The organism is Stenotrophomonas sp. STEN087, from assembly GCF_056759115.1.
Map to the genome: position 1 here is coordinate 1 of NZ_JBRRCR010000108.1, position 11,480 is coordinate 11,480.

Annotated in this window: 14 protein-coding genes; 7 read left to right on the plus strand and 7 right to left on the minus strand. The window is 68.1% G+C overall.

Annotated features, from left to right (window positions below; genetic code table 11):
- Positions 1–108: 108 nt before the first annotated feature.
- Genes ACVOK1_RS18720 through ACVOK1_RS18730 form a run of 3 tightly spaced genes read right to left on the minus strand, consistent with a single transcriptional unit; the run spans position 109 to position 1,459 of the window.
- Positions 109–564: a DUF3106 domain-containing protein gene (locus tag ACVOK1_RS18720; RefSeq protein ID WP_481562901.1), complete on the minus strand. Its 456-nt coding sequence runs from the start codon at positions 562–564 to the stop codon at positions 109–111.
- A gap of 5 nt (positions 565–569) precedes the next feature.
- Positions 570–878 (minus strand): hypothetical protein, encoded by a 309-nt coding sequence (locus tag ACVOK1_RS18725; RefSeq protein ID WP_481562902.1) that lies wholly within the window; start codon positions 876–878, stop codon positions 570–572.
- Positions 875–1,459, minus strand: a complete 585-nt coding sequence (locus ACVOK1_RS18730) for an RNA polymerase sigma factor (protein ID WP_406232879.1) — start codon at positions 1,457–1,459, stop codon at positions 875–877. Before ACVOK1_RS18730 ends, ACVOK1_RS18725 begins: the two co-directional genes overlap by 4 nt.
- Positions 1,460–1,557: 98 nt before the next feature.
- Here ACVOK1_RS18730 and ACVOK1_RS18735 point away from each other — a divergent pair, with 98 nt between their 5' ends.
- Together ACVOK1_RS18735 and ACVOK1_RS18740 are read left to right on the plus strand one after the other, a co-directional pair.
- Complete coding sequence (locus ACVOK1_RS18735; protein WP_005408173.1) at positions 1,558–1,878, plus strand: NAD(P) transhydrogenase subunit alpha part 2; 321 nt, start codon at positions 1,558–1,560, stop codon at positions 1,876–1,878.
- On the plus strand, positions 1,875–3,335 hold the full coding sequence (locus ACVOK1_RS18740; protein ID WP_481562903.1) for an NAD(P)(+) transhydrogenase (Re/Si-specific) subunit beta: 1,461 nt from the start codon (positions 1,875–1,877) through the stop codon (positions 3,333–3,335). The genes ACVOK1_RS18735 and ACVOK1_RS18740 overlap by 4 nt, the downstream gene beginning before the upstream one ends.
- Before the next feature lie 107 nt (positions 3,336–3,442).
- On the opposite strand, the gene ACVOK1_RS18745 is transcribed toward ACVOK1_RS18740, so the two are convergent.
- On the minus strand, positions 3,443–3,862 hold the full coding sequence (locus ACVOK1_RS18745) for a hypothetical protein (RefSeq protein WP_108767827.1): 420 nt from the start codon (positions 3,860–3,862) through the stop codon (positions 3,443–3,445).
- Positions 3,863–3,984: 122 nt separating this feature from the next.
- Here ACVOK1_RS18745 and sufT point away from each other — a divergent pair, with 122 nt between their 5' ends.
- The 3 genes from sufT to ACVOK1_RS18760 all read left to right on the plus strand — a co-directional run bounded on the left by sufT (position 3,985) and on the right by ACVOK1_RS18760 (position 7,870).
- Positions 3,985–4,536, plus strand: a complete 552-nt coding sequence (gene sufT, locus ACVOK1_RS18750) for a putative Fe-S cluster assembly protein SufT (protein WP_108767828.1) — start codon at positions 3,985–3,987, stop codon at positions 4,534–4,536.
- A gap of 59 nt (positions 4,537–4,595) precedes the next feature.
- Entirely contained in the window at positions 4,596–5,690 is a 1,095-nt protein-coding gene (locus ACVOK1_RS18755) for a branched-chain amino acid aminotransferase (RefSeq protein ID WP_481562904.1), read from the plus strand.
- 428 nt (positions 5,691–6,118) lie between these two features.
- A complete protein-coding gene (locus tag ACVOK1_RS18760) occupies positions 6,119–7,870 on the plus strand; it encodes a S8 family peptidase (protein WP_481562905.1) in 1,752 nt (583 codons plus the stop codon).
- A gap of 67 nt (positions 7,871–7,937) precedes the next feature.
- On the opposite strand, the gene ACVOK1_RS18765 is transcribed toward ACVOK1_RS18760, so the two are convergent.
- The 3 genes from ACVOK1_RS18765 to wrbA form a co-directional block, all read right to left on the minus strand.
- On the minus strand, positions 7,938–8,423 hold the full coding sequence (locus tag ACVOK1_RS18765) for an asparaginase domain-containing protein (RefSeq protein WP_079220726.1): 486 nt from the start codon (positions 8,421–8,423) through the stop codon (positions 7,938–7,940).
- Positions 8,424–8,502: 79 nt separating this feature from the next.
- The gene (locus tag ACVOK1_RS18770) at positions 8,503–8,838 is read right to left on the minus strand and encodes a DUF2069 domain-containing protein (RefSeq protein WP_108767830.1); all 336 of its coding nucleotides are present in this window, start codon (positions 8,836–8,838) and stop codon (positions 8,503–8,505) included.
- Entirely contained in the window at positions 8,835–9,428 is a 594-nt protein-coding gene (wrbA, locus tag ACVOK1_RS18775; protein ID WP_481562906.1) for an NAD(P)H:quinone oxidoreductase, read from the minus strand. Before wrbA ends, ACVOK1_RS18770 begins: the two co-directional genes overlap by 4 nt.
- Positions 9,429–9,505: 77 nt before the next feature.
- Between wrbA and ACVOK1_RS18780 the strand changes: the two genes are divergently transcribed.
- Positions 9,506–10,780 carry a YihY family inner membrane protein gene (locus ACVOK1_RS18780; RefSeq protein WP_406232872.1) on the plus strand — a complete coding sequence of 425 codons (1,275 nt, stop codon included), beginning with the start codon at positions 9,506–9,508 and terminating at the stop codon, positions 10,778–10,780.
- Positions 10,777–11,358: a TlpA family protein disulfide reductase gene (locus ACVOK1_RS18785; protein ID WP_481562907.1), complete on the plus strand. Its 582-nt coding sequence runs from the start codon at positions 10,777–10,779 to the stop codon at positions 11,356–11,358. Before ACVOK1_RS18780 ends, ACVOK1_RS18785 begins: the two co-directional genes overlap by 4 nt.
- The last annotated feature ends 122 nt before the right edge of the window (positions 11,359–11,480 follow it).

Below are 11,480 nucleotides of genomic sequence, written 5' to 3' on the forward strand. Positions count from 1 at the left end.
GTCCATCTCCTTTTGTTGCCTAATTGGTTTTTTCCCCGTTTGCCCGGGGGGCCTGGGGGGGGGTCCCTTTGCCCAAGAAATGGGCTCTGACCCCGATCCCGGGAAGGTTTACCGCGGCTTCGCCGGCGGCGGATTCTCCCGCACCCATTCCTTGCGCTGTTCCGGCGTCATGTCCGTCCAGCGCTCGCGCAGTGCATCGCGCTGGGCCGGGCTCAGCGTGCGCATCTGGCCGAACAGCGCGCGCGCCTGCTCACGCTGCTCCGGGCTCATGTGCTCGAAGCGGCGCAGGCCGCGGCGGGCCTTGTCGCGTTCTTCCGGGCTCATCGACTGCCAGCGCTGGCCGTGCGAGAGCATGCGCTGGCGCTGGCCGGCATCGGCGCCGTTCCAGCGGTCACGCAGCGGCGCCAGCAGCGCTTCGCGCTGGGCCGGGCTGAGCTGTTCCCAGTTCGGCAGCGCGGCGCTCGCGGCGGGCGCAGGCGCAGGCGCAGTCGTCTGTGCCAGCAGCGGCGCGGCCGGCAGCAGGATCAGGGCGAACAGCAGGGGCAGGGTGGGGCGTCGCATCATGGTTCTCACTCCATCGCCAGGTCGGTGTCGCCCAGCCACAGGTACATGTCGGGATTCTCGTCGTACAGCGCGCTGTTGTCTTCCACCGCGGCCACCGTCGGTGCCGGGGCCGGGCCGGTGAACTGCACGCCGATGCCCAGAGCCATCACCAGCGAACAGGCACTGGCCAGCCACCAGCGCCAGCGGCCCCGGTGCGCCGCATGCGCGCCATGGCGGGCCTGGCGCAGGCGCGCCAGGGTGGCCGGCGACAGCGACTGCAGCGACTGCGCGTGCAGGCTGCGCAGGGCGTCATCGGAAGGCAGAGAGCGGTTCACGGGTGGTTCTCCAGGTAATCCTGCAGCGCCTGTCGGGCGCGTGCCAGATGGGTCTTTACCGCGCCTTCGCTGCAGCCCATGGCGCGGGCGGTGGTGGCCCCGTCCAGGTCCTGCAGCACGCGCAGGGTGAAGGCTTCGCGCTGGCGGGCGGGCAGGGTGCGCAGCGCCTGCACCAGCTGCTGGTACTGCTGGCGCTGCTCGTGCGCCTGCGCCGGGTCCGGGCCGGGGTCGGCCCAGTCGATGTCGGCACCGTCGGCATCGTGGTTGTCGCGCCAGAACGGCAGGCGGAAGCGGCGCCGGCGCTGCAGGTCGATCACCCGCCTGCGCAGGATGCTCCAGAACAGCGGCGCCCATTCGGCGGCCGGCTTGTCGGCGTAGTCCAGCATGCGCAGCAGGGCATCCTGTACCGCGTCCAGCGCATCCTCGCGCTGGCGCAGGCCGGCCTCGGCGAAGCGGAAGGCGCGCGGGCCGACGCTGGCCAGGAACGCGTCCAGCGATGCCGGCAGGGCATCGGCGTCAGCGGTCGGGGGGAGGGGGCTGCTCACCAGCACAGGGTACGGTTCCTCGCTCGGGGTCACCATCGACAACGCGTGAGCGCGGCTTTGGTTGACCGGAGTACGCGTCGGGTTCAGCCCGTGGTTATGATGGGGCGACGAAGACAGAGCGGGAGGCGTTGCCGATGAGTGACGGGTTCGTGGCGCTGTACATCTTCATGCTGGCCGCAATCGCGGGCCACGTGATCATTTCGCGGGTGCCGGTCATCCTGCATACCCCGCTGATGTCGGGTTCCAACTTCATCCACGGCATCGTGCTGATCGGCGCGATGGTGGTGCTGGGCCACGCGCAGACACCGCTGGAGAAAGCCCTGGGCTTCCTCGCCGTGGTGCTGGGCGCCGGCAACGCCGCCGGTGGCTACGTGGTCACCGCGCGCATGCTGGAAATGTTCAAGCCGAGCGCACCCAAGGGTGGCAAGGACGAACCGAAGGAGCCGCAGGCTTGAACATCAGCACCGTCGAACTGCTCGATTGGCTGGTCAAGGCCAGCTACCTGGTGGCCGCCACCCTGTTCCTGCTCGGCCTGCAGCGCATGGCCTCGCCGCTGACCGCGCGCAGCGGCATCCGCTGGGCCGGGCTGGGCATGCTGCTGGCCACCGTGGCCACCTTCTTCCTGCCCGAACTGCACAACGTGCCGCTGATCCTGGTGGCGCTGCTGCTGGGCGCCAGCCTGGCCTGGTGGTCGGCCGGCAAGGTCGCCATCACCGACATGCCGCAGATGGTGGCGCTCTACAACGGCATGGGCGGTGGCTCGGCCGCGGCCATCGGCGCGGTGGAACTGCTGCGCTATGCGTTCCTGGCCAACCGCGATACCAGCCACTGGAGCGCGCAGGCGCTGGCCGACCTGGCCGCGCGCCAGCCCTCGGCCACCATGCTGCTGCTGGCGGTGGTCGGCGCGGCCATCGGCGCGGTGTCGCTGTCCGGTTCGGTCATCGCCTGGGCCAAGCTCGACGGGCGCCTGGACAAGCGCGTCACCTGGCCCGGCCAGCAGGCGCTGAACCTGCTGGTGGCGCTGGCCGTGGTGGTGCTGGCGATCATCGCCGCCAGCACGCTCAGCACCTGGTCCATCGTCGCCTTCTTCGTGCTGGCGCTGGCCCTGGGCGTGCTGATGACTCTGCCCATCGGCGGCGCCGACATGCCGGTGGTGATCTCGCTGTACAACGCCTTCACCGGCCTGGCCGTGTCCTTCGAAGGCTACGTGCTGGGCAACGAGGCGCTGATCATCGCCGGCATGATGGTCGGCGCGGCTGGCATCCTGCTGACGCGGCTGATGGCCAAGGCGATGAACCGGCCGATCAGCAACGTGCTGTTCTCCAACTTCGGCGCTGGCGCCGGTGGCGAAGCGCAGGCGATCACCGGCTCGCAGAAGCCGATCGAAGCGGCCGACGTGGCGGCGATGATGGCCTTCGCCGAGCGCGTGGTGATCGTGCCCGGCTACGGCATGGCCGTGGCCCAGGCCCAGCACAAGATCTGGGAGCTGGCGCAGCGTCTGGGCCAGCGCGGGGTGAAGGTGAAGTTCGCCATCCACCCGGTGGCGGGTCGCATGCCCGGGCACATGAACGTGCTGCTGGCCGAAGCGGGTGTGCCCTACGACCTGATCGCCGACATGGACGACATCAACCCCGAGTTCGCCAACACCGACGTGGTACTGGTGATCGGTGCCAACGACGTGGTCAACCCGGTGGCACGCACCGACCCGGCCAGCCCGATCTACGGCATGCCGGTGCTGGACGTGGTCAACGCCCGCAACGTGGTGGTGATCAAGCGCGGCAAGGGCACCGGCTTTGCCGGCATCGAGAATGCGCTGTTCTATGCCGACAACACCCGCATGCTGTACGGCGATGGCGCCGAGGCCGCGGCCTCGCTGGTGAGCGAACTGAAGGCGCTCGACGGCGGGCATTGAGGAGCGGGGTCGGATCCCTTTCCGCAGGAAAGGGCTCTGACCCCAGATCCCGAACGTGGGTCAGAGCCCTTTCCTGCGGAAAGGGATCCGACCCCATGTGATGTGGATCAGCGCGCCAGCCAGGCGCCGACGACCACGGCCACGGCCAGCCAGATCCATTCAACCGCGCCGTTGGCCAGGCTGGTCAGGGTCCAGGCCAGGTGCGGGCCCATCCGCAGCGCGGCATCCATCGGGTTCAGGCCGATCGAACCGCCCATCCAGGCGCTGGCGATGCACCAGTAGGCCACCGCGCTCACCAGCACCGTGCCCAGCACCACCAGCGCGATGCGCAGGCGGCCCGGGCCCAGCGTGCCCAGGCGCAGCATGAACGTGAGTTCCAGGGCGGTCAGCACCGCCATCCAGCCGACCTGGCGACCGGTCATCAGGGCCAGCAGCACCCAGACCATCGGAGCGACAACCAGGCCCAGCAGCAACATGAAGGGCCAAAGCCAGGTGACGGTCCTGGCACGCGCGGCATTGGAGGACATCGAAGCTTCCTGAAGGACACCCACAGGATACTGTGGTTTGCCGCAGTGCACCGGCGGGGGCAGGGCGGCTGGGCTAGAATGCCGTCTTGCGTGGCTTCGGCCGCGGCCCCATATCGGTCCCCATGTATTCCCGTAGCAGCGAACCTGTCCACTTCGAACGCGATTGCGAGGCCGTGATGGTCCCGCAGGGCGACACCGTGACCCTGCCCGCCGGCAGCTATGGCTATATCACCCAGGCATTGGGCGGCAGCTATTCGGTGTTCGTCGAAGGCAACCTGTTCCGCATCGCCGGCAAGGACGGCGACGCCATCGGCAAGGAGGCCCCGGCGCCGCTGGAACTGCCCGCCGACGCCACCGATGAACAGGTGGAACAGCTGGTGTGGCAGCAGCTTCGCACCTGCTTCGACCCGGAAATTCCGGTCAACATCGTCGAACTGGGCCTGGTCTATGAAGTCGAGATCAAGCATCTGGACGAGGGCCAGCGCGAGATCGACGTGAAGATGACCCTGACCGCGCCCGGCTGCGGCATGGGCGACATCCTCGTCGACGACGTGCGCAGCAAGCTCGAGATGGTCCCGACCGTGGCCCAGGCCGATGTCGAACTGGTGTTCGACCCGCCGTGGAACCAGCACATGATGTCCGAGGCCGCCCGGCTCGAAACCGGCATGCTTTGACCCACGGCCCGCCGCATGGCGGGTCCGGCACTACCCGCAACCAGAACAGGAATCCTCCGGTGTCCCAGTCCATTCCCAGCTTCGCCGTCACCCGTTCGGACCACCCGCGCAGCGCTGAAGAGCGCGCCCAGATCCTGAAGAAGCCGGGCTTCGGCCTGCACTTCACCGATCACATGGTGGAAGTGCGCTGGGACAAGGACACCGGCTGGCACAACGCCAACGTGCGTGCCTATGGTCCGCTGCAGCTGGACCCGGCCGCGGCCGTCCTGCACTACGGCCAGGAAATCTTCGAAGGCATCAAGGCCTACCGCCACGCCGATGGTTCGATCTGGACCTTCCGCCCGGATGCCAACGGCCGCCGCCTGCAGCGTTCGGCGCAGCGCCTGGCGCTGCCGGAACTGCCGGTGGAGATCTTCGTCGAATCGCTGAAGCAGCTGATCGCGCTGGACAGCGCCTGGGTGCCGTCGGCCGATGAGTCCAGCCTGTACTTCCGTCCGTTCATGATCGGCGACGAAGCCTTCCTCGGCGTGCGCGGCGCGCACAAGGCCGGCTACTACGTCATCGCCAGCCCGGCCGGCCCGTACTTCGCCAAGGGCGTCGCCCCGGTGTCGATCTGGCTGTCCACCGAATACGCGCGTGCCGCCAAGGGCGGCACCGGCGCGGCCAAGTGCGGTGGCAACTACGCCGCCTCGCTGCTGCCGCAGCAGAAGGCGCAGGCACAGGGCTGCTCGCAGGTGCTGTTCCTGGATCCGGTCGAAGGCAAGTACCTGGAAGAACTGGGCGGCATGAACGTCTTCCTGGTCTACAAGGACGGCACCCTGGTCACCCCGGAACTGTCCGGCAGCATCCTCGAGGGCATCACCCGCGAGAGCATCCTGCAGCTGGCCCGCGACCGCGGCATGAAGGTCGAAGAGCGCAAGGTCACCATCGACGAGTGGAAGAACGGCGTGGCCTCCGGTGACATCGCCGAAGTGTTCGCCTGCGGTACCGCCGCGGTGGTCACTCCGATCGGCCAGCTCAAGGGCGAAGGCTTCTCGGTGGGCGACATCAACGCCCCGGCCGGCGAAGTGACCATGTCACTGCGCAAGGAACTGACCGACATCCAGTACGGCCGCCAGCCGGACCGCCACAACTGGCTGGTCAAGCTGGGCTGATCGCCCGCACCAGGTCTTACGCTCCCTGTAGAGTCGAGCCATGCTCGACTGCAATACCCGGAAAGCCCGTCCCCGCGACGGGCTTTCTGCGTTTCAGCAACCATCTCCGGCAGGCTGCCTGCCGATGTCGGCAAAGACATGGGTGGACGCTCAAAGTCCTGTTCATGTCTGTCGAGGTGACGTGAAAGTTCCTTCACCTTCACAAACCCTACACCCAAAACGTCTCAGATCAGACATTTCACGTTACTGAAAAGACGCTGAAAATCTTGTGGAGTCCGTTTCAGGTCATTAGCGTCAACAGTACGGCGGGTCGCAGGGGAATCCGCTGACTGACCGGACTTCGAGCCATGCGTGCACACCTCCATCGCGCGCTCGGGCCGGTGCTTCTGCCGATTCCGGCATTCACACCACTAGAAAGGGAAATTCCGATGTCCCAGGTTTCGCAACCGCGCCTGCGCAAGTCGTGGGTGGTTCTCAGTGCTTCCGTCGTCACCTCCCTGCTGCTGGCCGCCCCGGCCTTCGCTGGCGATGTCCAGCTCAGCGGGTTGAAGTCCGCGCCGGTGCACCAGCAGTTCATCGTCAAGTTCAAGGACGGCAACCAGCTGGTGGCCAACACCACCGCACTGGCCTCGTCGCTGAAGACCGCCGCCGCCGGCCTGCCCAGCGCCCAGGGTCGCGCCCTCGGCCTGCAGCAGGTCCGCCGCCTGGCCACCGGTCCGAGTGTGGTGCGCTCCGACCGCGCGCTGGACCAGGCCGAATCCGAGCTGCTGATGCGCAAGCTCGCCGCTGATCCGAACGTCGAGTACGTGGAAGTCGACCAGATCATGCGTGCCACGCTGACCCCCAACGACGCCCGCCTCAGCGAGCAGTGGGGCTTCGGCACCTCCAACGCCTCGATCAACGTGCGCCCGGCCTGGGACAAGGCCACCGGCACCGGCGTGGTCGTGGCCGTCATCGATACCGGCATCACCAGCCACCCGGACCTGAACGCCAACATCCTGCCCGGCTACGACTTCATCAGCGATGCCGCGATGGCACGCGATGGCGGTGGCCGCGACAACAACCCGAACGACGAAGGTGACTGGTACGCCGCCAACGAGTGCGGCGCCGGCTACCCCGCGTCCGACTCCAGCTGGCACGGTACCCACGTGGCCGGCACCATCGCCGCGGTGACCAACAACAGCACCGGCGTGGCCGGTACTGCCTTCAACGCCAAGGTCGTGCCGGTGCGCGTGCTCGGCAAGTGCGGCGGCTACACCTCCGACATCGTCGATGCCATCACCTGGGCCTCGGGTGGCACGGTCAGCGGCGTGCCGGCCAATGCCAACCCGGCCGAGGTCATCAACATGTCGCTCGGTGGCGGCGGCACCTGTTCGACCACCTACCAGAACGCCATCAACGGCGCGGTCGGCCGTGGCACCACCGTGGTGGTGGCCGCCGGCAACGAGTCGTCCAATGTCTCCACCTCGGTACCGGCCAATTGCGCCAACGTCGTGGCGGTCGCTGCGGTGACCTCGGCCGGCGCCAAGGCCAGCTTCTCCAACTACGGCACCGGCATCGACATCTCCGCGCCGGGCGCGAACATTCTCTCGACCCTCAACACCGGCACCACGGTGCCGGCCAGCGCGACCTACGCGTCCTACAACGGCACCTCGATGGCGGCACCGCACGTGGCCGGCGTCGTGGCGTTGATGCAGTCGGTGGCGCCCTCGCCGCTGAGCCCGGCGCAGGTGGAAAGCATCATCAAGAGCACTGCGCGTGCACTGCCGGGCGCCTGCTCGGGCGGCTGCGGCGCGGGCATCATCGATGCCGATGCGGCGGTCACCGCGGCCATCAACGGCACCGGCGGCGGCACCAACCCGAACCCGGGTGGCACGGTGCTGCAGAACAACGTCCCGGTGACCGGCCTGGGCGCGGCCAGCGGTGCCTCGCTCAGCTACACGGTGCAGGTGCCGGCCGGCCGTTCACAGCTGCGCGTGGCGATCAGTGGCGGCAGCGGTGATGCCGACCTGTACGTGCGCCAGGGCAGCGCCCCGACCGACACGACCTACACCTGCCGCCCGTACCTGAGCGGCAACAACGAAACCTGCACCATCAACAACCCCGCCGCCGGCACCTGGCACGTCCGGGTGAAGGGGTACAGCACCTTCTCGGGCGTCAGCCTCAACGCCCAGTACTGAGCCCAAGTCCCTCTCCAAGGGCACGCCCCGGCTTCGGCCGGGGTGTTTTTTTGGCACTACGGGTTCTTCAGACCGACTCGAAGCGGTTCGCCGCCACGTTCTTGCGCACGTGCTGCGGGTCGAAGATGCGGCCGTTCATCGCGATGTACACGCCGGTGGGCAGCGACTGCACTGCACCGATCGCACAGCCGATGTTGAACTCCGCATCCGAACCACGGAAGCGGGCCGGGCTCAGCGCACCGGTCATCACGATGGTCTTGTCCGGGATCGTCGCCAGCACCTGGCCGGTCTGCACCATCGAATCGGTGCCGTGGGTAACCAGCACGTGGCGGGTCGCCTGCGCGGCGATGGTCGCGCGGATCAGCTCGCGGTCGTCATCGTTGATGTGCAGCGAATCCTTGCGCAGGATCGGAATGACGTTGAAGCGGAAGGTCACCCCCAGCTCCCGCAGGATCATGCCGATCTGCGGATCACCGATCTGGTAGTCCGACTTGTCGTCGAAGTAGATCTTGTCGATCGTGCCACCGGTGGTGACGACCAGGAGCTCTTCCATCATGTGCATGCGCGAAACCAGGACAGGTACAGCGGCGCGGGGCCGGGAACACAGATGATAAGGCCCGGCGGCCGCAGCGTCAGCGTCGCTTGCTGAAGCGGGCGCGCAGCCCTGGCAGGCTGGCGGCGAAGATCACCAGCAGGGCCAGGCCGATCTCGATCAGCGCCAGCCAGCGGGTCTCGGGGTGGCTCCAGGCGCTCATCACCCCGTGGCTGAACCAGCCCAGGGCCAGCACCGAGGCCCAGAACCCGGCCTTGCGCCAGCCCAGGCGCAGGGCGATGGCCAGCGCCAGCGGCGGCGCGGTGAACACCAGCTGGGTGGCCAGCCAGTGCTTGTCATTGATGAACCAGCCTACGTACAGCGCCGCCAGCCCCAGCAGGGCGAGCAGCAGGACCGTGCGCGGCGCGGTGTTCATCGGGCCAGCCGCTGTGCGAAGTCGGCCACACGGCGGCCCAGCGCGCGGGCCAGCACGGCCTCGTCGTCGGTCGGCTGCGGGTCGTCGGCGGCACCGGCCACGTGGCTGGCGCCATACGGCGTACCGCCGCTGGTGGTGTGGCTCAGCGCCGGCTCGGTGAAGGGGATGCCGACGATCAGGCAGCCGTGGTGCAGCAGCGGCACCTGCATCGACAGCAGCGTCGATTCCTGGCCGCCGTGCATCGAGGCGGTGGAGGTGAACACGCCGGCCGGCTTGCCGGCGAGGGTGCCATTGACCCACTCGGCGCCCAGCCCATCGAGGAAATGCTTGACCGGCGCGGCCATGTTGCCGAAGCGGGTGGGGCTGCCCAGCAGCACGCCCTGGCACTCGGCCAGGTCCTGCACGTTCACGTAGGGCGCGCCGTCATCGGGTACCGGCGGCTGCGCGGTCTGGGTCACCGCGGCCACCGGCGGCACCGTGCGCAGGCGCGCGGTCATGCCCGGCACCTCGCCGATGCCCCGCGCGATCTGGCGCGCCAGCCGTGCCACCGAACCGCCCCGGCTGTAGTACAGCACCAGAATCTCGCCCATCGCGTGCAGGTCTCCTCATCGTGTGGATGCCAGTATGGCTATCCTGCATCGATTCCGCATCGGGTACCCTTGCGCCGATGGAACCTCTGGATACGCTCAACCTGTGGATGGAGCGCGCGCGGGATCGCGCACGGGCCGCCAGCTTCGGCCGCTTCCTGTGGCGCCGCTTCCTCGACGACCGCCTGTTCCAGGCAGCGGCGGCGCTGGCCTACACCACCGTGTTCGCGCTGGTGCCGCTGGCGATCGTGGTGTTCGGGGTGCTGTCGGCGTTCCCGGTGTTCGACCGCTGGAGCGACCAGCTCAGCGACTACGTGTTCTCCAACTTCGTGCCCAGCGCCGCGCGCGCGGCCGAAGGCTACCTGCGGCAGTTCTCGGCCAGTGCCGGCCAGCTCACCGCCGCCGGCTTCATTGCCCTGGTCGTCTCGCTGCTGATCACCCTCAACAGCGTCGAGGAAACCTTCAACCAGATCTGGCGCGTGGGCAGCACACGGCCCAAGCTGACCCGCTTCCTCGTCTACTGGACCGTGCTGACCCTCGGCGCGATGCTCGCGGCCGCTTCGCTGGCGGTGTCGGCGCGGGTGTTCGCGATGCCGCTGTTCGGCACCCAGGAGGGCCGCTGGCTGGCCGACCTGTCGCTGCGGCTGGCGCCGGTGCTGATCGAGTTCGTCTGCATCATGCTGATGTTCCGTGTGGTGCCGCACCACACGGTGAAGTGGCGGCATGCGATTCCCGGCGCGGTGCTGGCGGCGGTGCTGCTGGAACTGATCAAGTGGGGCATCGGTGCCTACCTGGGCAGCTTCCAGTCCTACCAGAAGCTCTATGGCACGGTCGCCTTCGTGCCGATCCTGCTGCTGTGGATCTACCTGTGCTGGGTGGCGGTGCTGCTGGGTGCGTCGCTGGCCTCGTCCATGGCCGCCTTCCGCTACCAGCCGGTGGAACTGCGCCTGCCGCAGGGCTTCGAGTTCTACGGCCTGCTGCGCCTGCTCGGACGCTTCCATTACGCGCGCGGCAAGGGCCGTGGCCTGGCCGACGATGAGATCCTGCGGCTGGAGCCGATGCTGACCGATTCGCTGCTGCAGGACCTGGCCTGCAACCTGCAGGACATCGGCCTGCTGCGCCGGGATGAGCGCGGCGAATGGCTGCTGGCGCGCGACCTGGACCAGGTCAGCGTGGGCGACCTCTACGAATGCACCCAGCTGCGCATCCCGGTGTCCGAGCAGCATCTGCCGTACCGCGATGACAGCCTGGGCCAGGCCGCGTTGGCCGCCCTGGACGAACTTCGCCTGCCGCTGCGCGAGCGCCTCAAGCGCCGCGTCAGCGACATCTATCCTGATTACGGAGATACCCCATGATCCGCACGCCCCTGTTGAAGGCCCTGCCGCTGGCTCTGTTGCTGGCCCTGGCCGCCTGCAAGCCCGCGCAGGAACCGGCCCCGGCCAGCAGCGCACCGCCCGCCCAGGCACCGACGCCCGCGGCTCCGGCGACGGCGGAGGGTGCGGATGAGAACCCGGCCGAGCGCACCACGGCCGAGTTCCCGACCCTGAAGATGAAGGCCATCGACGGCAGCGACTACGACCTGGCCGCGCACCGTGGCAAGTGGGTGGTGGTGAACTTCTGGGCGACCTGGTGTGCACCGTGCCGCAAGGAGATGCCGGAGCTGTCGGCGCTGCACGCGATGCGCAGCAACATCGAAGTGGTGGGCCTGGCCTACGAGGACATCGAGACGCCGGAGATGCAGGCGTTCCTGGCCAAGCACCCGGTGACCTATCCGATCGTGGTGGTCGATCCGTTCGACCCGCCGGCCGACTTCGCGATCCCGCGCGGACTGCCGCTGACGCACCTGATCGATCCGAACGGCAAGGTCGCGCACACGTTCCTGGGGCCGGTCACCGCCACCGACATCGAACAGCAGATCGCTGCTGCAAAGTAGGTTTTTTTGTTTGCAGGGCTTGCAGCCCTGCACCTGCTTCAAGCCACGGCAACGTCAACTTCAAAAGCTGGCTTTCCGTGGGTTGGCGGGGTGGGTCCGGTTGAGGGGGACGCCGTAAACCC